This is a genomic window from Thiomonas sp. FB-6 (genome assembly GCF_000377645.1).
Taxonomy (GTDB): domain Bacteria; phylum Pseudomonadota; class Gammaproteobacteria; order Burkholderiales; family Burkholderiaceae_C; genus Thiomonas_A.
Genome location: NZ_KB898471.1, coordinates 567,066 through 593,765, shown reverse-complemented (window position 1 = coordinate 593,765; position 26,700 = coordinate 567,066). Strand labels below are relative to the sequence as shown.

The following is a 26,700-nucleotide window of genomic DNA, read 5'->3' as shown; positions in this document are numbered from 1 at the left end:
GGCTTCTAGCCGCCGTCGCCCAGCAGGTCGACCGCGTATTCGTGGCGGTCGGTGTTGACGTAGGAGTGGCGCAGTTCCACGGCGCGCTCCTTGAAGGAGCGCGCGATGCGCACGAGCAGCAGCAGCGGGTGCCCCGGGGATACCTGCAGCAGGCGTGCGCGGGCCGCGTCCGCCTTGGTCGCGCGCACGCGTTCGCGGGTGTGGATCACGTTGACCCCCGCGTGTTCCTGGTATAGCTGGTAGACCGTGCTTCGGCGTTCGCGCAGCACGCGTTCGCTCAGGCGCGGGAACAGCTCCACCGGCACGGTGATCTCGTCCAGGATCACCGCGTGGTCCTGCAGACTCAGCCGATTGGTATAGCGCCACACCTTGTCGCCGGGGTCGATTTCCAGCGCGGCCGCGGTGGGCGCGTCGGCCTGGGCGCGCGTGAAATCGATGAGCTCCACGCTGGGAAATTCGCGCAGCCCGTCCTGGCGCACGATGTGGAAAAAGGAAAAGAAGTACTTCCCGCGCCCGTGCGAGGCGACGAAGGTTCCGCGCCCCTGCTGGCGGATCAGCACGTTCTCGGCGCTGAGCTCGTCGACCGCCTTGCGCACCGTGCCGATGCTCACGGCGAAGCGTTCGCCGAGCTTCTTCTCGGAGGGGATCACCTCCCCGGGCTTCCACTCGCCGGTGCGCAGCGACTCGAGCATCTTGTGCTTGACCTCCTTGTACAGGTGGTTGCCGAGGGCCTGACCAGCGGAGAGGGTGTCGCTCATGACGGGCAGAAGGAGGCAGGCAGCTCGCGAAGGGGTGGCACAGCGCCGGGGGCCCGAGCGGGCGTCCCGAAATCCATGCTTCGCATTCTACCCGGGAAGTCATCCATGTCATCTAGTTGACCTAGATGATCTGGATGCCTATGCTGCGACCTGACGACCGCGGATCGGCACGAGCACGCCGCGGTTGATCCCACCCGGAGGACAAAAATGATTCACTTCGTGCTGCACGATGCAAAGGATTCCGTGGCCGTCGTCGTCGTCGAGGGCGTCAAGGCGGGCATGGAACTCAGTGGCTGGATCATGGACGAGGATCGCATGACCAGCGTGAAGGCCGTTCAGGACATCCCGATCGGCCACAAGGTCGCGCTCAAGGACATGGCGCCCGGCGACACGGTCTGGAAATACGCGGTGGACATCGGCAAGGTGGTCGCGCCGATCCGCGCCGGCGAGCACGCCCACGTGCAGAACATCAAGACCAAGCGCTGGTAAGCCGCCTGCTTCGCAAACGTCCCGGAGACCTTCCATGTCCGTCATTTCCAAAGACACCACTTTCCTCGGCTATCGCCGCGAGAACGGCCGCGTCGGGGTACGCAATCACGTCATCATCCTGCCGCTGGACGACCTGTCCAACGCGGCGGCCGAGGCCGTGGCCCACAACATCAAGGGCGCGCTGGCCATCCCGCACCCCTACGGGCGGCTGCAATTCGGCGAGGACCTCGAACTGCACTTCCGCACCCTCATCGGCACCGGCTGCAACCCCAACGTCGCGGCGGTGGTGGTGATCGGCATCGAGGACGGCTGGACCCAGAAGGTGGTCCAGGGCATCCAGGCCACCGGCAAGCCGGTGGTGGGTTTCGGCATCGAGGGCCACGGCGACCACGACACCATCCAGCGCGCCAGCAAGGCGGCCAAGGAATTCGTGCAGTGGGCCAGCGAGAAGCAGCGCGAGGCCTGCCCGATCCACGAGCTGTGGGTGTCGACCAAGTGCGGCGAGAGCGACACCACCTCGGGCTGCGGCTCCAACCCCAGCGTGGGCAACGCCTTCGACAAGCTCTACGGCCTGGGCAGCACGCTGGTGTTCGGCGAGACCTCCGAGATCACCGGCGGCGAGAGCATCGTGGCGGCGCGCTGCGCCAACGACGCGGTGCGCGAACGCTTCATGTTCATGTTCAACCGTTACCAGGACATGATCAACCGGCACAAGACCACCGACCTGTCGGAGAGCCAGCCGACCAAGGGCAACATCGCCGGGGGCCTGACCACCATCGAGGAAAAGGCGCTGGGCAACATCCAGAAGATCGGCAAGAAGTGCGTGGTCGACGGCGTGCTGGACAAGGCGGAGGCGCCCACCCACCCTGGCCTGTGGTTCATGGATTCCTCCTCCGCCGCGGCCGAGATGGTCACGCTGTGCGCGGCCTCGGGCTACGTGGTGCACTTCTTCCCGACCGGGCAGGGCAACGTGATCGGCAACCCGATCCTGCCGGTGATCAAGATCTGTGCCAACCCGCGTACCGTGCGCCTGATGAGCGAGCACATCGACGTGGACGTCAGCGGGCTGCTGCAGCGCGAGATCAACCTGGACCAGGCCGGCGACAAGCTGCTGGAAAGCATGCTGCGCACCGCCAACGGCCGCCTGAGTTCGGCCGAGGCTCTGGGCCACCGCGAATTCGTGTTGACCCGGCTGTACGAAAGCGCCTGATCGGCGCCATGATTGCGTTGCGCCGGCCCCCGTGGGCCGGCGCGGGGGCCGCCGGCGAAACGGCCCGGCATGTACCAGGAGGCGGCGACCACGCCGTCCCTATCTTCGCCTTTCACGGATGAGGAGACAACATGAAGCATCGCCTGATCGCCGCCGCCCTGTGCGCCGGCCTGAGCCTGGGCGCGGCTGCTGCCGCGCACGCCGAAGTGAGCAAGATCGCGGTGGCGCGCGAATACGGCATCAGCTATCTGCCGCTGATGATCATGCAGGACCACCACCTGATCGAGAAACAGGCCGCCGCCCTCGGGGTCAAGGACCTGAAGGTCGAATGGATCAAGTTCGCCGGCGGCAACGTCATGAACGAGGCGCTGCTTTCGGGCAGCCTGCAGTTCGCCTCCGGAGGCGTGGCGCCGATGGTCATCGCCTGGGCGCGCACGCGGGAAAACTACGGCATCAAGGGGGTGGCGGCGCTGAACGCCATGCCGCTGCTCCTGAACACCGACAACCCCGACGTCAAGACCATCAAGGACTTCACCTCGAAGGACAGGATCGGGCTGCCGGCGGTGAAGGTGTCGATCCAGGCGGTGACCCTGCAGATGGCGGCGGAAAAGGCCTTCGGCCCCGGCCAGGAGCACAAGCTGGACCCGCTGACCGTGACCATGAGCCACCCCGACGCGATGGCCGCGCTGGCCTCGCATGCCATCACGGCGCACTTCGGCGCTCCGCCCTTCGAGTACCAGGAACTGCAGATGCCGGGCGTGCACACGGTGCTGAACTCCTATGACGTGCTCGGCGGCCCGGCCAGCTTCAACCTGGTGTGGACCACGAGCAAGTTCTACAAGGACAACCCGAAGGTGTACGCGGCCTTCGTCGCCGCGCTGGACCAGGCGATCGAGGAGATCAACCACGACAAGAAGGCCGCCGCCGAGCAGTACCTGAAGGACACCCACGACAAGAAGGACTCGGTCGACTTCATCCTGAAGATGCTCGACGATCCGCAACTGGTCTACACCACCACGCCGCAGCACGTGATGAAGTACGTGCGCTTCATGCACGAGGTGGGCACCATCAAGGTGCTGCCGAAGTCGTGGAAGGAACTGTTCTTCCCCAACGTGGACAAGCTGGCCGGCAGCTGAGCCGTCCTGGCAGGCGGGCCGCGGCAGGGATCGCCGCGGCCCTTGGGCCGGCGAGCGCCGGCGTCCCAACGACTCGCGTGGTGACGATGAACGCTGTGAGTGTCCCGCAATCCGAAGCTGCCGCGCAGGTCCTGGTGGACGTGCGCGGCGTGACCCTGCAATACAAGACGACGGACCACCTGGTCACCGCCACCTACCGGGTGGACTTCCAGGTGTGCCGCTCCGACCGCTACATCCTGCTCGGCCCCTCGGGCTGCGGCAAGTCCACGCTGCTCAAGGCCATCGGCGGCTTCCTCACCCCCACCGAGGGCGAGATCCGGCTGAAGGACCGGCGGGTGAGCAAGCCGGGCAGCGACCGCATGATGGTGTTCCAGGAATTCGACCAGCTGCTGCCCTGGAAGACCGTGAAGGGCAACGTGATGTTCCCGCTGGTGTCCTCCGGCAAGGTGCGCGGCGCCGAGGCCGCGGCCAAGGCGATGTACTACCTGGACAAGGTCGGCCTGACCAAGTTCGCCGACCACCATCCCCACATGCTGTCCGGAGGCATGAAGCAGCGCGTGGCCATCGCGCGCGGCATGGCCATGGAGCCGGACGTGCTGCTGATGGACGAGCCCTACGCGGCGCTGGACGCGCTGACGCGGCGCAAGATGCAGGACGAACTGCTGCAGCTGTGGGACGACACGCGATTCACGGTGATTTTCGTGACCCACTCGATCCCCGAGGCGATCAAGCTGGGCAACCGCATCCTGCTGCTGTCCCCGCATCCGGGCCAGGTCCGCGCCGAGCTCGAGGGCCTGCCGCGCGGGCACCATGACCGCGCCGCCGCCGAGGCGCTCGAGGCGCGCATCAACCACTTGCTGTTCGAGGGCGAGAGCCTGCACCAGGAGGGCCAGCATGGCTGAGGGAACGAGCATGAACCTGCAGCGTCCCGAGATCCATCGGGAACCCACCGATTCCAGCCAGTTCGGCGTGGTGGAAAAGCCCCTGTCGCGCCTGGAGACCTGTTTCAACAGCGTGGCGCTGCGCAAGACCGTGATCATCGTGCTGCTCGCGCTGGCCTGGGAGATCGGCGCGCGCGCCCTGCACAACGACCTGCTGCTGCCGACCTTCTCCTCCACCGTGGTGGAGCTGGTGCGCGGGTTGTGGAGCGGCGAGTTGCTGGGCAAGATCTGGGTGTCGCTGAAGGTGCTGCTGCTGGGCTACGGCGTGGGGGTGGCGCTGGCCGCCGTGCTCACCGGCTTCGGTGTGGCCACGCGCGTGGGCGCCGACCTGCTGGAGACCCTGACGGCCATGTTCAACCCGCTGCCGGCCATCGCGCTGCTGCCCATCGCGCTGATCTGGTTCGGGCTGGGCGACGGCAGCCTGGTGTTCGTGCTGGTGCACTCGGTGGTGTGGGCGGTGTCGCTGAACACCCAGTCGGGTTTCATGGCGGTGTCCAACACCATGCGCATGGTCGGGCGCAACTACGGACTGCGCGGCCTGCCGTACATCGGCAAGATCCTCATTCCCGCGGCCTTCCCCAGCATCCTCACCGGGCTCAAGGTGGGCTGGGCCTTCGCCTGGCGCACCCTGATCGCCTCCGAGCTGGTGTTCGGGGTCAGCTCGGGTTCCGGCGGCCTGGGCTGGTACATCTACGAAAGCAAGAATCTGCTGGAGATCTCGAAGGTATTCGCCGGGCTGCTCACCATCATCATCATCGGGCTGATCGTGGAGAACCTGATCTTCCACACCATCGAGCGCCACACCGTTCGCAAGTGGGGGATGCAGGCGTGAGCAGCATCGTCATCAGCGAATTCATGGATGCGCAGGCGGTAGAGGACCTGCGGGCCCGGTTCGACCTGCGCTACGAACCCGGGCTGGTGGACGACGCCCCGGCGCTGCGCCAGGCGCTGGCCGGCGCGCAGGCGCTGATCGTGCGCAACCGCACCCAGGTACGCGCCGAGCTGCTGGACCATGCGCCCGGGCTGCGGGTGGTGGGGCGCCTGGGCGTGGGCCTGGACAACATCGACATGGACTTGTGCGCGCGGCGCGGCATCCGCGTGATCCCGGCGCTGGGGGCCAACGCGCAGGCCGTGGCCGAATACGTGATCGCCACCGCCATGCTGCTGCTGCGCGGGGCCTACGCGAGCAGCGCGCAGGTGGCCGGCGGGGCCTGGCCGCGTCCGGCCTTGTCCGAGGGGCGCGAAATCGGCGGCAAGACCCTGGGGCTGCTCGGCTTCGGCGACATCGGCCGGCGCACCGCCCGGCTGGGGCAGGCGCTGGGCATGCAGGTGCTGGCCTACGACCCCGTGGTGGCGGCGCACGCGCCGGTGTGGCGCGAAACCGGCGTGCAGCGCCGGGAGCTGGATGCGCTGCTGCGGGAATGCGACGTGCTCAGCCTGCACGTACCCCTGACCGAGTCCACCCGCGGCCTGCTGGACGCGCCGCGCCTGGCGCGCATGCGCGAGGGCGCGGTGCTGATCAACACCGCGCGCGGTGGCGTGGTCGACGAGGCCGCGCTGGCCGACGCGCTGCGCGCGGGGCGGCTCGGCGGCGCCGCGCTGGATGTGTTCGAGCACGAGCCGCTGCCCGCCGGCTCGGCGCTGGCCGGCGTGCCCAGGCTGCTGCTGACCCCGCACATCGCCGGGCTCACGCGCGAGTCCAACCTGCGCGTGAGCAGCCTGATTGCCGAACAGGTGGGGGCCTTCCTGCGCGGCTGAGCCGCGTCGGAAATGCCCGAGCCTTTCCTCGATTCCCCTCGATTTCCTGGCCTTCCTTCCATGTCCGTCCTGAGTCTTTCCCAAGCCACCGAACTCGCCGCGGCCGCCTTGCGCGGCGCCGGTGCCGGCGCCGCGATGGCGCAGTCGACCGCGCAGGCGCTGGTCGCCGCCGAGGCGCAGGGCCTGGCCTCGCACGGCCTGTCGCGCGTGCCCCAGTACGCCGCCCATCTGCGCCTGGGGCGGGTCAACGGGGCCGCGCAGGCACGGGTCATCCACGCCCGCGCGGCGGCCTGCCTGGTCGACGCCGACGACGGGCTGGCCTTCCCCGCCTGCGAGCTGGCGGTGGGCGAGGCGCGGCGCCGGGCCCTGGAGTGCGGCAGCGCCTTCGCCGCGGTGACCCGCAGCCATCACTTCGGGGCCGCCGCGCACCACCTGATGCCCCTGGCCGAGGCCGGCATGGTGGGCCTGGGTTTCGGCAATTCGCCCGCAGCCATGCCGGCCTGGGGGGGCAAGCGCGCGCTGTTCGGGACCAATCCCATCGCCGCGGTATTTCCGCGTCGCGACGCCCAGCCGCTGGTCATCGACCTGTCGCTGTCGGAGGTGGCGCGCGGCAAGCTGATGGTGGCGGCCAAGGAGGGGCGCAGCATTCCGCTGGGTTGGGCGGTGGACCGCGAGGGCCGGCCGACCACCGACCCGCAGGCCGGGCTGGAAGGCTCGATGCTGCCGGCGGGAGGCGTCAAGGGCGCCATGCTCGCGCTGATCGTCGAGCTGCTGTGCTGCGCGCTGACCGGGGCTTCCTTCGGTTTCGAGGCCGATTCCTTTTTCGTCGACGAGGGCAACCGGCCGCGCATCGGCCAGGCCTTCCTGGCCATCGACCCCGGAGCGCTGGCGGGAGCCGACGTGTTCCACGAGCGCATCGAGACCCTGCTGGCTGCGATGTGCGCGGACGAGGGCGTGCGCCTGCCGGGCCGGCGCCGCTTCGACCTGGCCGCCCGCGCGCAGCGCGACGGCCTGAACGTGCCGGATGCGCTGGAGCGCCAGCTGCGCGAACTCGCCGGGACCGGCGCATGACGCGCGCCCGCCGGCGATGCTGATCGCCTGGCCGGCGCCCGATGCCGCGCTGGCCGCCGCCGGCGCGGTCATCCTGCTCGCCTACACGGTCTACGGGCTCACCGGATTCGGATCGTCCATCACCGCGGTCCCCCTGCTCACGCAATTCCTGCCCTTGCGCGAGGTGGTGCCGATGATGCTGCTGTTCGACCTCACCGGGGGCATCCTGGTGGGGCTGCGCAACCGCAGCCAGGTGCAGTGGCGCGAAATCGGGCGCATGGCCCCGTTCATGGCCGCGGGCATGGTGCTGGGGCTGAGCCTGCTGCTGTACGCGCCGCAAAGGACGCTGCTGCTGGCGCTGGGGGGCTTCATCTTCGCCTACGCGCTGTGGACCCTGGTGCTGCGTCCGCCCGTGCGTCCGCTGCGCGCGGCCTGGGCGATGCCCCTGGCCTTCGCCGGCGGCCTGTTCACGGCCATGTTCGGCACCGGCGGGCCGGTGTACGTGATCTACCTGGCGCGGCGCATCGAGCAGCCGCAGGCCTTGCGCGCGACCATCAGCACCCTGGTCTTCGGCAGCGGGCTGGTGCGCCTGCTGCTGTTCTCCTCGGCCGGGCTGTATCACCAGCCGAGCGTGCTGCCGCGGGCGCTGCTGCTGTTTCCCTGCATGCTCGCGGGGCTGTGGCTGGGCACGCACCTGAACCGGCGCCTGCCCGCGCACCGCGTGGTGCAGGCGGTGTGGGGGGTGCTGCTGGCGGCGGGTACCAGCCTGCTGCTGCGCAATCTGTAGCGCTCGAAGCGCTTGTCCCCCCGGGTCACCCAGGTATCGAGCGCGGCTCACAATGGCGCATGAATACGCTGATCTTGCTCGTCGCACTCCAGGCCTGGGGGCGCCTGACGTTGCGCAGCCTGCTGGCGGGGCTGCTGGTTTTCGTGCTGCTCGGCCTCACGCTGACCTTCGCCCCCGCCCGCTGGCCCATGTTGCGGTTCGTGGGACCCGCAGTCATGGCGCTGATGGCGGTCGCGCAGGTGCTCATTTTTCAGCGCTGGGTGTTTCACAAGCCCTTTCGCTCCCCCGAGGGCGCGGTGGAACTGTGCGTCGAGCGCGACGGCGGGCCCGAGCCGCACCCGCTGGCCGCCGGTATCGGCTGGGCGCTGTGGTGGGGCATGACCTGGCGCAGCCTGGTGCTGATGGCCGTGGTCATGCTGCCGCTCGCCGTGGCGCTCTTCGGCCTGGACCTCGAACCGGCGGAAGACGGCTGGCTGGACAGGACCCTCTCGTCCGTGGGCGTGGTCCTTTCGATGCTCGGACTGGCCTGGCTGTTGCGGTGGCCGTACGGGGCCACCCGGTTCTCCGTCCGGCGCTGCACCGGCGTGGCACTTCCTGCTACGTCAACACCCGGCTAGTGCCCGCACATCGCCGCGAGGGCTTCGCGCAGCTCCGGTGCGCAGGCCAGCAGGCTGTGCGCCTGCAACAGCGAAGCGGCAGGGTCGATCGGCGCGACATGCCCGCCGGCCTCGCGCACCAGCAGGCTGCCTGCGGCGATGTCCCAGGGCTGCATGCCCCATTGCCAGAAACCGTCCAGCCGCCCCGCGGCGACCCAGGCCAGGTCGAGCACCATCGAGCCGCTGCGGCGCAGCCCGGCGCATTCGCGCAGCGCGCGCAGCAGCGTGGGCTGGAAGCGCTCCAGCCACTTCGAGTCGGGCTTGGGGAACACCGCGGCGAGCAGCGCCTGCTCGAGGCGCGCGCAGCCGCTCACCCGCAGCCGCTGCTCTCCCAGCCAGGCGCCTTCGCCCAGCGCGGCGTGGAACATCTCGTCGCGCATGGGGTCGTAGGCCACCGCGCAGACGGGCTCATTCGCGCGCGCCAGCGCGATGGACACGCAGAAATGCGGCAAGCCGTGGGCGAAGTTCATCGTGCCGTCGATGGGGTCGACGATCCAGGTGTACTCGGCCGCCGCGTCGCCGTCCAGCCCGCCCTCCTCGCCGAGTACCGCGTGCTGCGGGAAGGCCCGCAGCAACTCGGCACGGATGCAGGCCTCGGCGCGGCGGTCGACGTCGGTGACCACGTCCCCGGCGCCCTTGGAATGCACCTGCCAGCTGCCGCGCTGCGCCAGCGCCTCGCGCAGTTGCCGGCCGGCGCTGCGCGCGGCGCTCAGCGCGGCGGGCAGGGCGCCGGTGGGCAGGGCGAGCGCGGTCGCGCCCTCGTTCACGCCGCCGCCTCGTCGAGCAGGCTGTGGCCGGGTCGCACCTTGGAGAACTCCACCGGCTGGTGGCGCACCACGGGGTCGCCGTCGACTTCACGCACTACCGTGTAGGTCGAGGCCAGCAGATCGCCGGCCTCGGGATGGTCCTCGCGGAAGTGGGCGCCGCGCGAGTTCTCGCGCTGCAGCGCCGCCGCCGTGATGGCGCGGCTGACCTGGATCAGGTTGCGCAGGTTCATCCAGTCGTGCCAGCTCAGGTTGAAGGCGCGGTCGGCCGCGCTCACGCCGGAGGCCAGCAGACGCTGCTGCAGCTCGCGCAGGCGCGCCTCGGCGCGCGCCAGGCCGGCGGCGTCGCGCAGGATGCCCACGTCGTCCCACATGCAGGCGTGGAGCTGCTCGCGGATGGACTCCAGGTCGGCCGGCGGCTGGTGCAGCGGAGCTTCGTGCTCGGCCACGGCCCGTGCCACGGCGTCGAGGTCGGGTTCGCGCCGCCCCGGGTTGCGCTGCAGCCAGGCGGCCATGGTCTCGCCGGCGATGCCGCCGAACACGGTGGAGTTGGCCACTCCGTTGCCCCCCAGGCGGTTGGCGCCGTGTACCCCGCCGGTATCCTCGCCGGCCGCGAACAGGCCGTGCATGGCGGTGCTGCAATCGGCCTCGAACTCCACGCCGCCCATCATGTAATGCGCGGTCGGAACCACCTCCACCCGTCCGCCGGCCAGGTCGAAGCCGCAGTCGGCGCAGCGCTCGACCATGCCCTTGAACTGGCTGCGCACCTTGTCGGGGCCCAGGTGGGACATCTGGATGTACACGCCGCCCGACGGCGTCGTGCGTCCGGCGCGCATCTCCGCGTAGATCGAGCGCGACACCACGTCGCGCGTGGCGCGTTCGCCGCGCGGGTCGTAGCCCTGCATGAAGCGCTCACCCGCGCCGTTGAGCAGCCAGCCTCCCGCGCCTCGCAGCCCTTCCTCGAGCACGGTGCCGGTCATGCGCGTGTGTTCGCCGGCCAGCAGCCCGGTGGGGTGGAACTGCACCATCTCCATGTCGCGCAGGTGCAGGCCGGCGCGCAGCGCCATGGCCAGGCCGTCGCAGCTCTTGTCGCCCGAGGGAGTGTGGAAGCGGTACATGGTGGGGCCGCCGCCGGTGGCCAGCAGCACGGCGCCGGCGCGCACCAGCACGAATTCCCCGCTGCGCATGTCGATCATCAGCACCCCGGCGAGGCCGCTGCCGTCGGCGGCGGGGATCAGCTCCACCGCGCGGTGCTCCTCCAGGCGGCCGATGCCGCGCGCCCAGACCTGCTCGGCCAGGCGGTTGATGATCTCGATGCCGGTCAGGTCTCCCTTGTGCACGGTGCGGTCGAAGGTCTGGCCGGCGAAGGCCTTCTGGTGCACGCTGCCGTCGGGGTTGCGGTCGAAAAAGCAGCCGAGCTCGTTCTCCAGCTCGTGGATGCGCTCGACCGCCTTGGTCACCAGGGTCCACGCCAGGTCCTGGCGCGCCAGCCACTTGCTGCCCTCGATGGTGTCCATGAAGTGGCGCTCCACCGAGTCGCCGGGGGCCAGCGCCACGTTGTAGCCGCCCTGCACCATGCGGGTGCAGCCGCATTTGCCCAGCAGGCCCTTGACGGCCACGGTGATCGACAGCCCGGGCGCCGCCTGGTGCGCGTGCAGCGCCGCGAACAGGCCGGCGCCGCCCGAGCCGAGGATCAGGATGTCGGTGTCCAGCCGGCGCAAGCCGGGAGCTTCAGCGCGCATGGCCGGCCTCCGCCACGCCGAGGGCCGCCAGCACGCCGGCACGGCGGTCGCGCACCTGGGCGCGCACGTCGTCGTACAGGCTGGCGCCGTGGCTGTCCATGCCCACCAGCAGCGGGCCGAAATCGCGGATCCGGAATTTCCACAGCGACTCGGGGTTGAGGTCGTCGAGGTCGACGTCCTCGATCTGTTCGATCCAGGTGCTCTCCAGCGCCGCCGTGCCGCCGACGATCGCCAGGTAGACACCGCCGAGTTCGCCGAAGGCGCGCAGCGAGTCCTCCCGCAGGCCTCCCTTGCCCACGATCATGCGCACGCCGTACTGCTGCATCAACGGCCGCGTGAAGCGCTCCATGCGGTCCGAGGTGGTGGTGCCGATGCATACCGGCGCGTAGCCCGCCGGGTGCTCGGAGTCCACCGCAACCTTGCGCACGTTGGGGGCGGTGTGGATCACCGCGTGCCCGCGCAGGTCGAAGCGCGTGCTGCGCCCGCGGTCGAACATGTGGATCTGGGTGGCGTCGCGGATGCCGAACAGGGTGTGCTGCAGCGTGACCGTGTCGCCCACGCGCAGCGCGCGCACCTGGGCTTCGGTGGCGGGAGTGGCGATGTCGTGGTGGGCCATGGCGTTCAGTATCCCCATTGCACGCCGGCCGCGCTCAGGCGCGCGCTGGCGCGGCGGGCCGAGTGGCATTGCATGTTCACGGCCACCGGATTCATCGTGATGTGGGTGGCGGCCAGCTCGATGTGCACGGCGAAGGAGGTGGAATCGCCGCCCAGGCCCTGCGGGCCCACGCCCAGGGCATTGACGGCCTGCGACAGCTGCTGCTCCAGCGCCGCGCCGTCGGGGTCGGCGCAGCGCGTGCCCAGCGCGCGCGTGGCCGCCCGCTTGGCCAGCGCCACGCACAGGTCGGAAGTGCCGCCGATGCCCACGCCCACGATGGTGGGCGGGCAGGTCTTGCCGCCGGCCGCGATCACACAGTCGACGACGAAGGTCTTGATGGCGTCGATGCCCTCGGCGGGGATCGCCATTTTCAGGAAGGAGTTGTTCTCCGAGCCGCTGCCCTTGGGGATCATCTGCAGTTCCAGCACCCCCGGGGTGTCGATGAAGTCGATGTGGATCACCGGCACCTCGATGCCGCAGGATGTGTGTTCGTTGCGCCGGGTCAGCGGATGCACGACCGAGGAGCGCAGCGGATACTCGCGCGTGGCGCGCTCGCAGCCGCGGCGCACCGCGGCCTTCAGCGCGTGCCCGTCGAAGCGCAGTCCGCTGCCGATGCGCAGGTTGTAGATGGGCACGCCGGTGTCCTGGCACAGCAGGTTGTCGGTGCGCTCGGCCACCTCGATGTTGGTCACCATGGTGCGCAGCACCGACTGCGCGCGCGCCGAGGTCTCGGTGGACTCCAGGCGCGCGAAGCCCTGCTTGATGTCGGGCGGAAGCAGCTTCAGCGCGCGTATGTACAGCTCGCGCGCGACGTCCTCGATGATCTCGGGTTGCAGGTCCATGTCCTTGGGTTCCATGCGGTGCGCTCAGGCCAGCAGCGCCAGCGCGTAGGCCATGCCGGCGGCCAGCGCGACCCCCAGCGAAACGGCGATCCAGTCCTTGCGCAGTCCCGACCAGTCGCCGAACTCGATCAGCAGCAGCCGGATGCCCCCGGTCATGTGCAGGGCCAGCAGGCTGACCAGCCCCCACTCGGCCACGTGCACCAGCGGCTGGTCGGCCCAGCGCAGGAAGCCCTGCAGTCCGGCGGCACCCCGCAGCGCCTGGCCGAGGGCCCAGAAGTGCAGCGGCAGGAACACGGCGAGCAGCAGCCCCGATACCCGGTGCAGCCAGAAGGCCCACCAGGCGGGGTGGCGGTGGGCGCGCAGGTCGTTGCGCCGACGCAGGCCGGGGGCGTTCGTGCTCAGGCCCATGTCAGCCCCCAGACGGCACGCAGGCCGCCGGCCAGCAGCAGCAGCGAGAACAAGGCCCCCAGCACGAGCGAGGCGCGTTCGCTCCACCCCAGCCATTCCTCGGCGACGCGGGCCATGCCCACCGGAACGTGCGCCGCGCAGGCCAGCACGAACAGGGCGTAGAAGACGCCGAAAGCCAGGCTGTGGTGCAGGCGAGCCAGGATCGCCTGGGCGCTCAGCCCCTGGCGCACGGCGTAGACGATGATCACCAGGTGCGCCAGCACCAGCGGTGCCAGCAAGGCGGCGCTGGCGCGCTGCAGCAGCCACAGGCGCAGTTGCAGGCGCGCGGCGGACGCGGCGGACGCGGGGGAGGCGGCGGCGGGCGTGCTCATCGTCCGAACCCCGCGTTCAGGCGTTTGAGCCCGGCGATGGCCGCGGTGGGCGCGATGCCCTTGGGGCAGCGCTCGGTGCAGGAGCCCTGGGTGTGGCAGGCGTGGCAGCCGCGGTTGCCCGACACGGCCTCCAGCCGCGCCTGGCGCTGCACGTCGCGTTCGTCGTTGACCAGGGTCCAGGCGCGGTTCAGCGCGGCCGGGCCGAGGAATTCGGGGCGCCACGAGACCACGTCGCAGGAGCCGTAGCACACGCCGCAGCCGATGCATTCGATGCCGGCGTCGGCTGCGCGGCGCGGTGCGCCGGCCGGGTCGACGCGGGCGAATTCCTCGTGGCGGGTCCGGCTGCCGTGGAATCGCCCCATGGCGCCGGCCCATTTGTCGAAGAACTCGCGCATGTCCACGGCCAGGTCCTTGATCACCGGCAGGTTGGGCAGGGGCGCGATCTCGAGTTCCCCGTCGGCCGTGGCCACGCGCGCCACGTGGGTGCGGCAGGTCCAGCGCGCCACGCCGTTGACCTGCATGGCGCAGGAGCCGCACATGCCCACGCGGCAGGCGTAGCGGTAGCTCAGGTCGGGGTCGATGCGGCGCTGGATGTGGGTGACCACGTCGAGCACCGTCTGGCTGGGCAGGCGGGGTACTTCGTAGCGCACGAAATCGCCGCGGTCCTTGCCGCGCCAGACAGACACGCGCAAGACGGCCGGGGGAGATTCGGGAACGGGGGCGGCGGGCATCGGCGAAGGCGTCGGAAGGGAGTGCCTGAGGATTGTGGGGGGACGTGAGGAAAAACAAAAGCGAATGTTTGTTTGTACGAGGCCAAGAAAATCTTTAGCATGGGTGCAGATCCCCCGCCGGCCTCTCCATGTCCTCGATCCGCAGCCTGCGCACCTTCCTGGCCGTCGCACGCCTGGGTTCCTTCGCCGCCGCGGGCGCCGAGGTGGGCCTGACCGCGGCCGCCGTGGGCCTGCGCATGCGCGCGCTGGAGCAGGAGCTGGGCCAGGTGCTGTTCGAGCGCGGCGCCCGCTCGGTGCTGCTCAATCCCGCCGGGCGCGCCATGGCCGGACGTGTCGAGCAGATCGTGCGGGACTACGAGGCGCTGGCCGGGCAGGAGGACGACGGCCGGCTTTCGGGCACCGTGGTGGTGGGCGCGCTGGTGTCGGCGCTGATGGGGGCCTTCGCCGACGCGCTGCGCGCCGTCAAGCGCGACCACCCGCGCCTGCAGGTGAAGATTTTCGCCGGGCTGTCCAGCGATTTCGTGGCCCGCGTGGAGCGCGGCGAGCTCGACGCCGCGGTGGTCACGCGGCCGCCGCAGGGCCTGCGTCCGGGACTGCGCTGGACCGAGCTGTACACCGAGCCGATGGTGCTGATCGTGCCGCGCCGGCCGCAGTTCGAACTGCCCGCGCAGGCCTTGCCGGCGCTGCAGCAGGCGCCGTTCATCCGCTTCGACCGCCACACCTGGACCGGATTGCTGGTGGACGAGGTGTTGCGCAGCGGCGGCGCGCGCACGCGCGACGAGATGGAACTCAACTCGGTGGAGGCGATCATCGAGATCGTGCGCCAGGGATTCGGCGTGTCCATCGTGCCTCGGCTGGCCAACGTGAGCTGGAGCACGGACCGTGCGCTGCGCGTGCTGGAGCTGCCCGGCGCGAGCGTGCAGCGCCGGGTCGGCCTGATCGAGCGGGCCAGTCACGCGCGCATGGGGTTCACCGACGCCATCAAGCGCCACCCCTTCATGCCCGTGGACGCGGCGGCCCGAAGCGTGCCGCCGCGGCGCACCCGTTCAGCCTGAGCTGGAGGCGCCGGGCGAGGGCGCGCTGGCGGCGCCCGCCGGCACGATCATGACCTGGAAGTACAACTGGTCCGAGGGCGCGCCGGGGTTGGCCACCACCGCGTGCGCCACGCCGCCGATGCGCCGGTAGCCCAGGCGCTCGCATGCGGCCACCAGCGCGGCCAGCTCGGAGGGCTTGACCGCGCGCAGGCTCACGTAGGTGTCGCGCTGCGGGCCGCTGGCGCAACTCTGCGGGGGTTGCGCGCCGGGTTCCGCGGAGGCCGCGGCAGGCGCCGGGCCTACGGCGGCGGGGGAAGGCCTGCCGGGGGCCGCCGGCACCGCGGGCGGCCAGGCGCACAGCGCCGCCCCTAGCAAGGCGGCGCCCAGCGCGTGCCCGCGGCCCAGGCCGCCGGGCGCGGCGCTCATGCGCCGGCCGGCTCCGTCAGCGCCGGCTGGCTGGCCTGCCAGTGGGCCAGCGCGGCCATGAGGTCGGCGAAGCGTTCGCCCTGCACGACCACGTGGGCGCGCAGCGCCTGCGCGGCCACGTCGCCCTCGCCGGCGATGATCGCGTCCACCACGGCCTGGTGCTCGGAATAGGAGGCGCCGAGGCGGCCCTTCACGCGCAGTTGCAGGCGCCGGTAGGGCCGCAGCCGGCGGCTCAGCGCCAGCGCCTGCTCGCGCAGGAATTCGCTGTGGCTGCCGGCGTAGATCAGGTGGTGGAAATGTTCGTTGAGGTGGTAGTAGCGGTCGGCGTCGCCATCGCCGCGCGCGGCCTCGCAGGCGCGATGCGCGGCCAGCAGGGCCACACGCTCCTCGTCGCTCATGCGCCGCGAGGCGTGGCGGCCGCACATGGCCTCCAGTTCGGCCATCACCTCGAACATCTCGATCAGACGCCGCGCGCCGAGCTCGGCCACCGCGGCGCCGCGCCGGTGGCGCATGTCGACCATGCCGGTAGCCGCGAGCTGCAGCAGGGCTTCGCGCACGGGGGTGCGCGAGACCTTGTACTGGCGGGCCAGTTCGACTTCGTCCAGCGGCGCACCGGGAGCCAGGGTCCCGGTGGCGATCGATTCCTCGATGCTTTCGCGCAGCTGGTCGGCCAGGGAAGCATTCTTGTCCATGGCCCAGATGCTAGGGGTTCGAGCCGTGCTTTGCATCTGTTTACGCCGTTATGTACAGGAAAACCCTGTAGTACCCATACACAAGCTTCCTGGAAAAATACAGAAATCGACGTTTTGTATTTTTGGAGCCGGACCGACCATGCCCAGCGAATCCCTTGCCCCAGCTGCCGGCCAGGCCCCGCGGTGGGCACGACGTGCTGCGGCGAAGGCCGAGCGCCTGGCCGCCGTGGCGCCGCTGGCGCAGGGCTGCGTGCTGCCGACTCGCAGCCTGGAGCAGGCGCTGGGCGCGCTGCTGCGTCCCGGCGACCGCGTGGCCCTGGAGGGCAACAACCAGAAGCAGGCCGACTTCCTGTCGCGCAGCCTGGCCCGCCTCGATCCGGCGCGGGTGCACGACCTGCATCTGCTGATCTCCAGCATCAGCCGCCCCGAGCACCTGGACCTGTTCGAGCGCGGCATCGCGCGGCGCCTGGACTTTTCCTTCGCCGGGCCGCAGAGCCTGCGCGTGGCCCAGCTCATCGAGGACGGACGCCTGGAGGTCGGCGCCATCCACACCTACGTCGAGCTGTACGCGCGCATGCTCATCGACCTGCAGCCCGACGTGGCGCTGGTGTGCGCCGACAAGGCCGACGCGCAGGGCAACCTGTACACGGGACCGAACACCGAGGACACGCCCACCATCGTCGAGGCCACCGCCTTCCGCCAGGGCGTGGTCATCGCGCAGGTCAACGAGCTCTGCGACGAGCTGCCTCGCGTGGACATCCCGGGTTCGTGGGTGGACTTCGTGGTGGTCGCCGACCGGCCCTTCGCCATCGAGCCCCTGTTCACGCGCGACCCGCGGCACATCACCGACCTGCAGGTGCTGATGGGCATGATGGCCATCCGGGGCATCTACGAGCGCTACGGCGTCAGCTCGCTGAACCATGGCATCGGCTTCGACACCGCGGCCATCGAGCTGCTGCTGCCCACCTACGGCGAATCCCTGGGCCTGAAGGGCAAGATCTGCCGCAACTGGGCGCTCAACCCGCATCCCACGCTGATTCCGGCCATCGAAAGCGGCTGGGTGGAAAGCGTGCACTGCTTCGGCAGCGAGGTCGGCATGGAGCGCTACATCGAGGCGCGCCCGGACATCTTTTTCGTCGGCCGCGACGGCAGCCTGCGCTCCAACCGGGTGCTGTGCCAGCTGGCCGGGCAGTACGGCGTGGACATGTTCATCGGCTCCACGCTGCAGATGGACGGCGACGCCAATTCCTCCACCGTCACGCTGGGTCGCCTGACGGGTTTCGGCGGCGCGCCCAACATGGGGCACGACCCGCGGGGCCGGCGCCACGCCACGCCGGCCTGGCTGCAGCTGATCACGGCCGACAGCCCGGTGGTGCGCGGGCGCAAGCTGGTGGTGCAGCTTCTCGAGACCTTCCAGAGCGGGGGCGTGCCGGCGCTGGTGGAATCGCTGGACGCGGTGGAAGTGGGGCGCCGCAGCGGCATGCCGATCGCGCCCGTGATGATCTACGGCGACGACGTCACGCACGTGGTCACCGAGGAGGGCATCGCCTACCTGTACAAGGCGCAGGGCCAGCAGGAGCGGCGCGACGCGCTGGCCGCGGTGGCCGGCGTGACGCCCATCGGCCAGCGCGTCGACGCGCAGCGGGTCGAGCAGCTGCGGCAGCGCGGCCTGGTCGCCTTCGCCTCCGACCTGGGGGTGAGTCCGCTGCAGGCCAACCGCTCGATGCTGGCCGCGCGCAGCATCGAGGACCTGGTGGCCTGGTCGGGTGGGCTGTACGAGCCCCCGGCGCGGTTCCGCAGCTGGTGATGGCGATGCTCGCGGCGCGGCAGATCCGGACCGATGCGCGCACCGGCTCGCGCGCGCAGGCCGCCTTCCTGGCGGAATGCGCGGTGCAGGCCTTGCGCGACGAGGCGCTGCTCAGTCCGAAGCCGGCGCTGGTCGACACGCGCGGCAGCGGGGCGCATCGAGACCTGGACCTGGCGCGCATGCTGCGCTCGGCGGCTTCCCTGCGCGGGCCCTTCGCCGACATGGCGCTGGCGGCCTTCGAGGCGCGACCCGACGCCGCGCTGCGCACGCGCCTGGCCGCCATCGGGCGCGTGGCCGAACAGCGCATGCTGCTGGCCACGCAGGGCAGCAATGCGCACCGCGGCGCCATCTGGGCGCTGGGCCTGCTGCTGGGCGCGCGCGCGCTGCTGGGGGCGGGCGCCGCCGCGGCGCATCTGTGCCGCACCGCCGCGCGCATCGCCGCGCACGACGACGCCGCCCAGGCCCCGCGCACCCCAAGCCACGGCGCGCGGGCGATGCAGCGTTTCGGCGTGGCGGGCGCGCGCGGGCAGGCCTGCGCCGGTTTCCCGCAGGTGCTGGGCGCCGGCTTGCCGATGTTGCGCCGGCGCCTGGCCGAGGGCGCGCGCCCCGAGCATGCACGCCTGGACGCGCTGCTGGCGATCATGGCCGAACTCGACGATACCTGCCTGCTGCACCGCGGAGGCCGCGAGGCGCTGGCGCTGGCGCAGCACGGTGCCCGGCACGCGCTGCAGCTGGGCGGCGCCGCCAGCGAGGCCGGGCATGCGCGACTGCTGCGCCTGGACGCCGAACTGCTGGCGCGCAATGCCTCGCCGGGCGGCAGCGCGGACCTGCTGGCGGCCGCGCTGTTCCTGCAGACGGTGAGCGCGGGCACCTCTTCATCGACCCAGGGTTGAACATGGAAAACCTCGAATTCGAATTCCGGGCCGAGCGCCCCGTGGCGCAAAGGGCGCACGTGGGGGTGGTCGGCTCGGGAGACCTGGAAATCCTCCTCGAACCCGCCGCGGACCGCGCGCGGGTACGCGTATGCACCAGCGTCGACGGCTACGGCGAGATCTGGCGCCGCGTGCTGCAGCGCTTTTTCGAACGTCATCCGGTCGCGGCCTCGCTGCGGATCAACGACTTCGGCGCCACGCCGGGAGTCGTCGCGCTGCGTCTGGAACAAGCCCTGGAGGCCTCGCGTCCATGAACGCCCAAGCCCACGCGCCCCAGCCCGAGGTGCTGGCGCGCCAGAGTTTCATCGAGATGGGAGCGCGCGAACGCGCGCGCGCGCTGCTCGACCCGCAGGGCCAGCGCGAGCTGCTCGGCCCCTTCGACGGCCTGCAGTCTCCCTGGCTGCCGCGCCAGGGCATCGTGCCGCAGTCCGACGACGGCGTCGTCGTGTTGCGGGGAAGCCTGGGCGGGCGCGAGGCGGTGGTCGCCGCGCTCGAAGGGCGTTTCCAGGGAGGCAGCATCGGCGAGGTCTGCGGCGCGAAGATCGCCGCGGCGCTGGAGCTGGCGCTGCGCGACTGCGAGGCTGGACGCCTCGTGCTGCCGGTGCTGTTGCTGGAGACCGGAGGGGTGCGCCTGCAGGAGGCCAACCTGGGGCTGGCGGTGATCGCCGAGATCCAGTCGGCGGTGGTCGCCTTGCGCCGGCACGTGCCGGTGGTGGCGATCGTCGCCGGCCTGGTCGGCTGCTTCGGCGGCATGTCGCTGGTGGCCGGTCTGTGCTCGCACATCATCGTCACGCGCCAGGCCCGGCTGGGCATGAACGGGCCCGAGGTGATCGAGCAGGAAGCCGGCGCGGAGGAACTCGACGCCGGCGACCGCCGCCTGGTGTGGAGCCTGATCGGCGGCGAGCAGCGCGTGGCCACCGGCCTGGCCGACGCGCTGGTGGAGGACGATGCTGCGCAACTGCGCGGGCAATGGCTGTCCTTCGTGTCGCAGGCGCCGGGCCCGGCGCGCAGCAGCCAGGTGGCCGCCTGGCGCGCGCGTATCGAAGCCCTGGCGGCCTGCGAGGATCTGGGGCCGCGGGAACTGCGCGCGGCCTGGAAGGCGCCGCTTTCGGCGCAGGGAGACCAACCTTGAACATGCCCCTCACGCGCGGCAGGATCTGGTTCGAGCAGCTGGCCGCGGACGCCACCCGCGTGGACGGCCTGCCGCCCTCGGTGCTGGCCGCCGACGGCACGCTGGACGGTGCACCGGCGCGTTTCCTGGCGGTGGTGCCCGACCCGGCCAGCCCCTTCGCCAGGGCCCGCCACGGCGAGGTCGGGCTGCGCGAGGCCTGGGGCCTGGCCGCGGCGGTGCGCGAGGCCTGCCGGCAGGACCAGGAGCGCGACGGCGCGCGCCGCGCGCTGGTCGCGGTGGTCGACGTGCGGGGCCAGGCCTACGGGCGCCGCGAGGAGATGCTGGGCATCCACCTGGCCTGCGCGGCCGCGGTGGACGCCTATGCCAGCGCGCGCCAGGCCGGGCACAAGGTGCTCGCACTGCTGGTGGGTGCCGCGATGTCGGGCGCCTTCCTGGCGCACGGCTACCAGGCGCATCGCCTGCTCGCGCTGGACGACGCCGGCGTGAGCGTGCATGCGATGGGACGGGAGGCGGCGGCGCGGGTCACCCGGCGCAGCCTGGCCGAACTCGACGAGATCGCCGCCGCGCAGCCGCCGATGTCCTACCGCATCGCCGACTACGCCGGGCTGGGCTTGCTGCACCGGCTGATCGGCGGGGTGGACGCGCAGGCGCCGAGCCCCGCGCAGGTGGATGCGGTGCGCGCGGCCCTGGTCGAGGCGCTGCGCGACATCGGGCCCGCGGAGCGCGACCTGTCGGTGCGCTGGAACTCGGAGCGCGCACGCAGCGGGCGCGCCGCTTCCGCCGAGGTGCGCCGGCGCATGGCCGAGCAATGGACGCGCTGAGCCCGGACCGGCGGGTGCAGGTGCACGATCTGCTGCGCCTGCGCTCGCCGCGCGCGCTGCACTGGGAGCAGGCTCCGCAGGCCTGGGCCCAGGCCGCGCTGGCGGCGGCCCCCTGGGTGGTCACGCGGCGCGCGGCCGCGCGCGCCGGGCGCATCGCCGTCGGCGTGCGCGGCGCGCAGCGCACGCAGCGCGCGGCCGCCTGGCTGGATGCGGTGGACGTGGGCGAGCAGCTGCGCCCGGCCGAGCTGCGCGCTCGGGCAGCCGGCCTCGATCCGGCGCGCTCGGCGCTGGATGCCTTTCGCGCGCTGGCGCAGCTGGAGCTGGCCTGGGCACAGGCGGGCCCGCGCGACTGGGGGCCCGCGGGAAGCGTCGGCTTCGAACTCGCCAGCGGCTGGGCCTGCACCCGCCCGGGCAGCGATCTGGACATCGTGGTGCGTTGCGCGCGCGCTCCGGCCCGCGCGCGGGCGCGCGCCTGGCTCGAGGCCTTGCCGCGAAGTAGCGCGGCGCGCATCGACGTGCTGCTGGAATGGCCGGCCGGCGGCGCGGCGCTGGCCGAATTCGCCGCCGGAGGGGCCTACCTGCTGCGCGGGCCCAGCGGTGCGCTGCTGCGCCCGGCAGCGCGGAGAGCCTGATGCAACTGGCCTTCCTGTTCCCGGGGCAGGGCGCGCAAAGCGAGGGCTATCTGCGGCGCCTGCCCGAGCATGCGCGTGTGCGCGAGACCTTGCAGGAAGCGTCCGATCTGCTCGGCGAAGCGGTGGAGAGCTACGACCGCGGGCCGGCCCTGCAGTCCACCGTGGGCGTGCAACTGGGCCTGCTGGTGGCCGGCGTGGCGCAGGCGCGCGCGCTGGAGGCCGAGGGCGTGCTGCCCGATGCCGCGGCCGGGCTTTCCGTGGGAGCTTTCGGCGCGGCCGTGGCCTGCGGTGCCCTGGAGTTCGCCGACGCGCTGCGCCTGGTGCGCCTGCGCGCCCGCTGCATGGAGGACGATTTTCCGCGGGGCTACGGCATGCTGGCCGTCTCGGGCCTGCGCCAGAGCCCGCTGGAAGCCTTGCTGGAGCAGGTCAACGCGGGGCGCGAGGATCCACGCGAGCGGGCGTACCTGGCCAACCTCAACGGCGACGCGCAATTCGTCGTGGCCGGCGCGGAGCCGCAGCTCGAGGAGCTCCTCGGCGCGGCGCGCGCCGCCGGGGCGCGCCAGGTGGAGCGGCTGGCCGTGGCCGTGCCCTCGCATTGCCCGCTGCTGGCGCACTGCGCCGGGGAGCTGGCCGATTCGCTGCGCGGCCTGCGGCTGCGCGACGCGCGGCTGCCGTACGTGGCCAACACCACGGCGCGCGCGCTGCGCGCGGCCGGCGACATCGCGCGGGACCTGGCCGAAGGCGTGATGCGACCGGTGCGCTGGAACGACGCCAACCGGCTGCTGCTCGAGCTGGGCGTGCAGTGCGTGATCGAGATGCCGCCCGGGCAGACGCTGGGGCGCATGGTGCGGCAGCTCAGCTGCCGCGTGGAAGTGCTGGTCAGCGAGGAGTCGAGCCTGCGCTCGCTGGTCGTGCGGGCGCAGCGGGCGCGATCCCGGCAATAGCAGGCAAGACCCTTGGCATAAGCGGGATGCACCCGCATGGAGGAGACAACGATGAATCAGAACACCCTGGGCGCTGCCGTGCCGCCCGTTCGAACGCCGTTGAACGCCCAGCAGATCCGCGGCTTCTGGGCCGCATGGTTCGGCTGGACCCTGGACGGCATGGACTCCATCATCTACGCACTGGTGCTGGTGCCGGCGCTGACCGAACTGCTGCCCAGGTCGGGCATCACGCCCACGCCCGCGCACGTCGGGCTGGCCGGCTCGATCCTGTTCGCCCTGTTCCTGGTCGGCTGGGGTCTGTCCTTCATCTGGGGCCCGATCGCCGACCGCTTCGGACGCACCCGCGTGCTGGCCGCGACCATCTTCGGCTATGCCCTGTTCACCGGCCTGGCCGCCTTGTCGCAGAACGTGTGGGAACTCGCGCTGTTCCGCCTGCTGGCCGGCATCGGCATCGGAGGGGAGTGGGCGCTGGCCGGAACCTTCGTGGCCGAGTCCTGGCCCGAGGACCGGCGCAAGATGGGCGCCGGCTATTTGCAGACCGGCTACTACGCGGGCTTTTTCATCGCCGCCGCGCTGAACTTCACGGTGGGCGCGCGTTTCGGCTGGCGCGCCATGTTCCTGTGCGGCCTGTTCCCGGTGGTGGTGTCCATCTACACCATGCTCAAGGTCGGCGAGCCCGACAAGTGGCAGCATGCCGGCAAGCCCACCCGCCGCAGCCCGCTGTCGGAGATCTTCAATGCCCGGTACCGACGCCGTACCCTGGTCAACGCGACCCTGCTGACGGTGGCCATCATCGGCCTGTGGGCCGGCGCGGTGTACGAGCCGGCGGCCATCATCCAGCTCGCGCTCAAGCAGGGCATGAGCCACCTGCAGGCCGTGCACATGGCCTCGATCGGCACCGGCATCCTGTCCATCGGCACCATCCTGGGCTGCCTGGCGCTGCCGCCGCTGGCCGAGCGCTTCGGGCGCAAGAGCACCCTGTCGCTGTACTTCCTGGGCATGGCCGTGTGCATCGTGCTGAGCTTCGGCTGGGCCTTCTACGTGCCCGACGGCCTGAGCGTGTTCATCGCCACCTTGTTCTTCCTGGGCTTCTTCGGGGGCAATTTCGCCATGTTCAGCCTGTGGCTGCCCGAGCAGTACGAGACCCGGGTGCGTGCCACGGCCTTCGCCTTCAACACCTCGATCGGCCGCTTTCTCGGCGCGGTGGTGAACTTCATCCTGGCCGCCGCGGTCAGCCACATGGGCACGCTGGGCACGCCCGTGGCCTGGACCGCCGTGGTCTTCGTGGCCGGCCTGCTGGTGATCCCCTTCGCGCTGGAGACCCGCGGCGAAGTCCTGCCCTCCTGAAAAAGGGGATTTCAGTCGGGAGCCCAGCCCAGGATCTCGGCCAGGCGCGTGGCCACCCAGCGCGCCTCGGCCGGGTCCACACCGGCCGCGGCCTCGGACAGGCCGCGGCCCATGCGCTCGAGCACGTCGGCCCCGGTGATTCCCAGGTCGGCGCGGATCTCGGTGGCGCGCTGGGCCAGCAGCTGGGCCAGGTCCTCGCAGTACTCGTAGCGTTCGGTGATGTACGCACGCGAGGCCCTCGGCTTGATGCGCCCCGGCTCGACGAACAGGGCGATGAAGGAGGGGGGGACCTGGATCTGCGATTCCTCGTCCATGGTGCCTCGGATGGCGGGGTTCAGCCGCGCGCCGGCCGCGCCAGCTGTTCCTGCACGGCGCGCCGGAAGCCCAGCGGGTCGGCGATCAGCGGGAAAGGGTCCTTGGTGCCTCCGGTGCCGACGATGGATACCGAGCCGAAGTCGAACAAGCGTCCGAGCAGACCCTGTTCGACGATCAGGCTTTCCACCCGGTCGAGCATGATTTCCAGCGACACGCGGCTCAGCAGGCCCAGTTTCATGATCACCCGACGGTCGGTGACCGCGAACTCGGCCCCGGCGTACCGCATCCACGCGCGCAGGCCGTAGCCCAGCGCGAACAGCGCCAGCAGGGCGCCCAGGCCGACGGCGGCGCCGCCCACCAGGGGCAGCGCAGCCGCCGCCGCCAGCATGGCCAGCGGCAGCGCGAATACGGTGCGGCTCAGGCGTGCGCGGTACAGCACGCGCTCGCTGCTCAGCAGGTGGCGATCGACATAACTCATCGGCGGAGCCGGCGCGGGGAGACACCCAGGGGAAAAGGGTCAACTGTAGTCGCCTCCAGGGTCCGAGCGCAGCGGCGCGAACTGTTATGGTCCGGGCCAGGGCGGAGGACAGGCTTTGGACCCACATCGCAGGATTCGCATCGGGCTGGCGCTGGGCAGCGGCTCCGCGCGCGGCTGGTCGCACGTGGGGGTGATCCGCGCGCTGCTGCGCGCCGGCATCGAGCCGGACCTGGTATGCGGAAGTTCCATCGGCGCGCTGGTCGGGGCCGCCTACGCCGCCGGGCAGATCGACCGCATGGAACGCTGGGTCGCTTCCCTGACCCGCCAGGGCGTGATGAGCCTGATCGACCTGAAACTCTCGGCCGGCATGATCGAGGGGCGCAAGCTGGTGGACTATTTCCGCGCCCATTTCGAGGACGCCGGCATCGAGGCCCTGGCGCGGCCCTATGCCTGCGTGGCCACCGAGCTGGACACGGGGCGCGAGGTCTGGCTGCGCGACGGCCCGGTGATCGATGCCGTGCGCGCGTCCATCGCGATGCCGGGGTTGTTCACGCCGGCGCAGCGCGACGGCCGCCTGCTGGTCGACGGCGGCCTGGTCAACCCGGTGCCGGTGTCGCTGTGCCGCGCCATGGGGGCCGACGTGGTGATCGCGGTCGACCTCAACTGGGACCTGGTGGGCCGGCGCTCGCGCCCGTCCCCTTCGCTGTACGCCGAGCCGACAGAGTCGCCCGAAGCCGAGGCCGAGGCCGAAGCCGCGGCGCAGGAGCCGGGGCGCCGCCGCGGCCTGGATGCGCTGTGGCGCCGCCTGTGGCCCGCCAGCGACGGACCGCCGGCGCTGCCCATGCCCTCGATGCTGGGCGTGCTCACCGCCAGCCTGAACATCATGCAGGTGCGCATCACCAACAGCCGCATGGCCGGCGAGCCGGCCGACGTGGTGATCCGCCCCCGCGTCTCGGGCATCGGGCCGCTGGATTTCCACCGCGGCGAGCTGGCCATGGCCGAGGGCCTGCGCGCCGCCGAGCACGCCTTGCCCCTGCTGCGCGAACTGCTCGCCTGAGGCCCGCCCCGCGCCGGCCCGATACACTGCGGGCATGCGCATCCTGCTCGCCAACGACGACGGCTACCTGGCCCCCGGCCTGCATGCCTTGTACGCTGGGCTGCGGCGCCTGGGCGAGGTCACGGTGGTGGCGCCGGAACAGAACGCCAGCGCCGCCTCCAACGCCCTGACGCTGAGCCGCCCCCTTTCGGTGTTCCGGGCCGACAACGGCTTTCTCTACGTCAACGGCACGCCCTCGGATTGCGTGCACATCGCGCTCACCGGCCTGCTGGACTTCCGCCCGGACCTGGTGGTCAGCGGGGTCAACAACGGCGCCAACCTGGGCGACGACACCATCTACTCCGGAACCGTGGCCGCGGCGACCGAGGGCTTCCTGTTCGGATTGCCGGCGCTGGCGGTTTCGCTGGTGCACAAGGGCTGGGAGCATGTGGACACCGCCGTCGAGGTGGCGGTGCGCGTGGTCGAGCGCATGATGCGCGAGGCCGGCTCGCCGGCGGTGCTGTACAACCTGAACGTGCCGAACCTGCCACATGCGCAATTGCGCGGCGTGCAGGTCGCGCGCCTGGGCAAGCGGCACCCCAGCCAGCCCGTGGTGATGCAACGCAATCCGCGCAACGAGCCGGTGTACTGGATCGGCTCGGCCGGCGACGCGCTGGACGATCAGCCCGGCACCGATTTCCATGCCATTGCGCAGGGCTTCGCCGCGTTGACGCCCCTGCAGCTCGATCTCACCCACCATCGCCTGCTGGAGTCCAGCCGCGAGCGATTCGCGGATCTCTGAGGCC

General features: G+C 71.3%; 32 protein-coding genes. 20 read left to right on the top strand and 12 right to left on the bottom strand.

Annotation, left to right across the window (positions count from 1 at the left end):
- Positions 1 to 5 precede the first annotated feature (5 nt).
- Positions 6 to 758: a GntR family transcriptional regulator gene (locus D466_RS0102760; RefSeq protein WP_018912171.1), complete on the bottom strand. Its 753-nt coding sequence runs from the start codon at positions 756 to 758 to the stop codon at positions 6 to 8.
- Between the two features lie 207 nt (positions 759 to 965).
- On the opposite strand from D466_RS0102760, the gene D466_RS0102755 reads away from it, so the two are divergent.
- The 9 genes from D466_RS0102755 to D466_RS0102715 all read left to right on the top strand — a co-directional run bounded on the left by D466_RS0102755 (position 966) and on the right by D466_RS0102715 (position 8,746).
- Positions 966 to 1,247: a UxaA family hydrolase gene (locus D466_RS0102755; RefSeq protein WP_018912170.1), complete on the top strand. Its 282-nt coding sequence runs from the start codon at positions 966 to 968 to the stop codon at positions 1,245 to 1,247.
- Positions 1,248 to 1,281: 34 nt separating this feature from the next.
- Positions 1,282 to 2,457 carry a UxaA family hydrolase gene (locus D466_RS0102750; RefSeq protein ID WP_018912169.1) on the top strand — a complete coding sequence of 392 codons (1,176 nt, stop codon included), beginning with the start codon at positions 1,282 to 1,284 and terminating at the stop codon, positions 2,455 to 2,457.
- Between the two features lie 131 nt (positions 2,458 to 2,588).
- The gene (locus D466_RS0102745) at positions 2,589 to 3,593 is read left to right on the top strand and encodes an ABC transporter substrate-binding protein (protein ID WP_018912168.1); all 1,005 of its coding nucleotides are present in this window, start codon (positions 2,589 to 2,591) and stop codon (positions 3,591 to 3,593) included.
- Positions 3,594 to 3,679: 86 nt separating this feature from the next.
- Positions 3,680 to 4,495: an ATP-binding cassette domain-containing protein gene (locus D466_RS0102740; RefSeq protein ID WP_018912167.1), complete on the top strand. Its 816-nt coding sequence runs from the start codon at positions 3,680 to 3,682 to the stop codon at positions 4,493 to 4,495.
- Positions 4,488 to 5,366, top strand: a complete 879-nt coding sequence (locus tag D466_RS0102735; RefSeq protein ID WP_026284816.1) for an ABC transporter permease — start codon at positions 4,488 to 4,490, stop codon at positions 5,364 to 5,366. Before D466_RS0102740 ends, D466_RS0102735 begins: the two co-directional genes overlap by 8 nt.
- Complete coding sequence (locus D466_RS0102730) at positions 5,363 to 6,292, top strand: hydroxyacid dehydrogenase (RefSeq protein ID WP_018912165.1); 930 nt, start codon at positions 5,363 to 5,365, stop codon at positions 6,290 to 6,292. The genes D466_RS0102735 and D466_RS0102730 overlap by 4 nt, the downstream gene beginning before the upstream one ends.
- Before the next feature lie 60 nt (positions 6,293 to 6,352).
- On the top strand, positions 6,353 to 7,363 hold the full coding sequence (locus D466_RS0102725) for an Ldh family oxidoreductase (protein ID WP_018912164.1): 1,011 nt from the start codon (positions 6,353 to 6,355) through the stop codon (positions 7,361 to 7,363).
- Between the two features lie 16 nt (positions 7,364 to 7,379).
- Positions 7,380 to 8,129, top strand: a complete 750-nt coding sequence (locus tag D466_RS0102720) for a sulfite exporter TauE/SafE family protein (RefSeq protein WP_038165077.1) — start codon at positions 7,380 to 7,382, stop codon at positions 8,127 to 8,129.
- 59 nt (positions 8,130 to 8,188) lie between these two features.
- A complete protein-coding gene (locus D466_RS0102715) occupies positions 8,189 to 8,746 on the top strand; it encodes a hypothetical protein (protein ID WP_018912162.1) in 558 nt (185 codons plus the stop codon).
- Here the strand turns inward: D466_RS0102715 and D466_RS20330 are convergent.
- From D466_RS20330 to D466_RS0102680, 7 genes are read right to left on the bottom strand one after another with little or no spacing between them, the layout of a single operon-like run.
- Entirely contained in the window at positions 8,743 to 9,552 is an 810-nt protein-coding gene (locus D466_RS20330; protein ID WP_018912161.1) for an inositol monophosphatase family protein, read from the bottom strand. The two genes, D466_RS0102715 and D466_RS20330, sit on opposite strands and share 4 nt — an antisense overlap.
- Positions 9,549 to 11,291, bottom strand: coding sequence for an L-aspartate oxidase (locus D466_RS0102705; protein WP_018912160.1), 1,743 nt, complete (start codon positions 11,289 to 11,291; stop codon positions 9,549 to 9,551). Before D466_RS0102705 ends, D466_RS20330 begins: the two co-directional genes overlap by 4 nt.
- A complete protein-coding gene (locus tag D466_RS0102700; protein WP_018912159.1) occupies positions 11,281 to 11,907 on the bottom strand; it encodes a fumarate hydratase C-terminal domain-containing protein in 627 nt (208 codons plus the stop codon). Before D466_RS0102700 ends, D466_RS0102705 begins: the two co-directional genes overlap by 11 nt.
- A gap of 5 nt (positions 11,908 to 11,912) precedes the next feature.
- Complete coding sequence (locus D466_RS0102695; protein ID WP_026284814.1) at positions 11,913 to 12,788, bottom strand: fumarate hydratase; 876 nt, start codon at positions 12,786 to 12,788, stop codon at positions 11,913 to 11,915.
- 24 nt (positions 12,789 to 12,812) lie between these two features.
- Positions 12,813 to 13,196 carry a succinate dehydrogenase, cytochrome b556 subunit gene (gene sdhC / locus D466_RS0102690; RefSeq protein ID WP_018912157.1) on the bottom strand — a complete coding sequence of 128 codons (384 nt, stop codon included), beginning with the start codon at positions 13,194 to 13,196 and terminating at the stop codon, positions 12,813 to 12,815.
- On the bottom strand, positions 13,187 to 13,567 hold the full coding sequence (locus tag D466_RS0102685) for a hypothetical protein (protein ID WP_018912156.1): 381 nt from the start codon (positions 13,565 to 13,567) through the stop codon (positions 13,187 to 13,189). The genes sdhC and D466_RS0102685 overlap by 10 nt, the downstream gene beginning before the upstream one ends.
- A complete protein-coding gene (locus D466_RS0102680; protein ID WP_051083654.1) occupies positions 13,564 to 14,298 on the bottom strand; it encodes a succinate dehydrogenase/fumarate reductase iron-sulfur subunit in 735 nt (244 codons plus the stop codon). Before D466_RS0102680 ends, D466_RS0102685 begins: the two co-directional genes overlap by 4 nt.
- 128 nt (positions 14,299 to 14,426) lie before the next feature.
- Here D466_RS0102680 and D466_RS0102675 point away from each other — a divergent pair, with 128 nt between their 5' ends.
- Positions 14,427 to 15,353 carry a LysR family transcriptional regulator gene (locus tag D466_RS0102675; protein WP_018912154.1) on the top strand — a complete coding sequence of 309 codons (927 nt, stop codon included), beginning with the start codon at positions 14,427 to 14,429 and terminating at the stop codon, positions 15,351 to 15,353.
- Here the strand turns inward: D466_RS0102675 and D466_RS23785 are convergent.
- Together D466_RS23785 and D466_RS0102665 are read right to left on the bottom strand one after the other, a co-directional pair.
- On the bottom strand, positions 15,345 to 15,758 hold the full coding sequence (locus D466_RS23785) for a hypothetical protein (RefSeq protein WP_018912153.1): 414 nt from the start codon (positions 15,756 to 15,758) through the stop codon (positions 15,345 to 15,347). The genes D466_RS0102675 and D466_RS23785 overlap by 9 nt on opposite strands.
- Positions 15,755 to 16,450: a GntR family transcriptional regulator gene (locus tag D466_RS0102665; RefSeq protein ID WP_018912152.1), complete on the bottom strand. Its 696-nt coding sequence runs from the start codon at positions 16,448 to 16,450 to the stop codon at positions 15,755 to 15,757. The genes D466_RS23785 and D466_RS0102665 overlap by 4 nt, the downstream gene beginning before the upstream one ends.
- A 139-nt stretch (positions 16,451 to 16,589) precedes the next feature.
- Here D466_RS0102665 and mdcA point away from each other — a divergent pair, with 139 nt between their 5' ends.
- The 8 genes from mdcA to D466_RS0102625 are packed head-to-tail and all read left to right on the top strand — an operon-like array spanning position 16,590 to position 24,065.
- Positions 16,590 to 18,257 (top strand): malonate decarboxylase subunit alpha, encoded by a 1,668-nt coding sequence (gene mdcA / locus D466_RS0102660; protein WP_026284812.1) that lies wholly within the window; start codon positions 16,590 to 16,592, stop codon positions 18,255 to 18,257.
- Positions 18,257 to 19,150 (top strand): triphosphoribosyl-dephospho-CoA synthase, encoded by an 894-nt coding sequence (locus D466_RS0102655; protein WP_018912150.1) that lies wholly within the window; start codon positions 18,257 to 18,259, stop codon positions 19,148 to 19,150. Before mdcA ends, D466_RS0102655 begins: the two co-directional genes overlap by 1 nt.
- Before the next feature lie 2 nt (positions 19,151 to 19,152).
- Positions 19,153 to 19,443, top strand: a complete 291-nt coding sequence (locus D466_RS0102650; protein ID WP_018912149.1) for a malonate decarboxylase subunit delta — start codon at positions 19,153 to 19,155, stop codon at positions 19,441 to 19,443.
- Complete coding sequence (locus tag D466_RS0102645; protein ID WP_018912148.1) at positions 19,440 to 20,321, top strand: biotin-independent malonate decarboxylase subunit beta; 882 nt, start codon at positions 19,440 to 19,442, stop codon at positions 20,319 to 20,321. Before D466_RS0102650 ends, D466_RS0102645 begins: the two co-directional genes overlap by 4 nt.
- Before the next feature lie 2 nt (positions 20,322 to 20,323).
- A complete protein-coding gene (gene mdcE, locus D466_RS0102640; protein WP_038164770.1) occupies positions 20,324 to 21,142 on the top strand; it encodes a biotin-independent malonate decarboxylase subunit gamma in 819 nt (272 codons plus the stop codon).
- Complete coding sequence (locus tag D466_RS0102635) at positions 21,130 to 21,774, top strand: malonate decarboxylase holo-ACP synthase (RefSeq protein ID WP_018912146.1); 645 nt, start codon at positions 21,130 to 21,132, stop codon at positions 21,772 to 21,774. The genes mdcE and D466_RS0102635 overlap by 13 nt, the downstream gene beginning before the upstream one ends.
- Complete coding sequence (locus D466_RS0102630; protein ID WP_018912145.1) at positions 21,774 to 22,718, top strand: ACP S-malonyltransferase; 945 nt, start codon at positions 21,774 to 21,776, stop codon at positions 22,716 to 22,718. Before D466_RS0102635 ends, D466_RS0102630 begins: the two co-directional genes overlap by 1 nt.
- Before the next feature lie 51 nt (positions 22,719 to 22,769).
- Positions 22,770 to 24,065: an MFS transporter gene (locus tag D466_RS0102625; protein ID WP_018912144.1), complete on the top strand. Its 1,296-nt coding sequence runs from the start codon at positions 22,770 to 22,772 to the stop codon at positions 24,063 to 24,065.
- A gap of 11 nt (positions 24,066 to 24,076) precedes the next feature.
- Here D466_RS0102625 and D466_RS0102620 read toward each other — a convergent pair whose 3' ends face one another.
- Positions 24,077 to 24,379 (bottom strand): hypothetical protein, encoded by a 303-nt coding sequence (locus D466_RS0102620; protein ID WP_018912143.1) that lies wholly within the window; start codon positions 24,377 to 24,379, stop codon positions 24,077 to 24,079.
- Between the two features lie 20 nt (positions 24,380 to 24,399).
- Complete coding sequence (locus D466_RS0102615) at positions 24,400 to 24,858, bottom strand: PH domain-containing protein (protein ID WP_018912142.1); 459 nt, start codon at positions 24,856 to 24,858, stop codon at positions 24,400 to 24,402.
- 115 nt (positions 24,859 to 24,973) lie between these two features.
- Here D466_RS0102615 and D466_RS0102610 point away from each other — a divergent pair, with 115 nt between their 5' ends.
- Together D466_RS0102610 and surE are read left to right on the top strand one after the other, a co-directional pair.
- Positions 24,974 to 25,915 (top strand): patatin-like phospholipase family protein, encoded by a 942-nt coding sequence (locus D466_RS0102610; RefSeq protein WP_018912141.1) that lies wholly within the window; start codon positions 24,974 to 24,976, stop codon positions 25,913 to 25,915.
- Between the two features lie 34 nt (positions 25,916 to 25,949).
- Positions 25,950 to 26,696 carry a 5'/3'-nucleotidase SurE gene (surE, locus tag D466_RS0102605; RefSeq protein WP_018912140.1) on the top strand — a complete coding sequence of 249 codons (747 nt, stop codon included), beginning with the start codon at positions 25,950 to 25,952 and terminating at the stop codon, positions 26,694 to 26,696.
- The last annotated feature ends 4 nt before the right edge of the window (positions 26,697 to 26,700 follow it).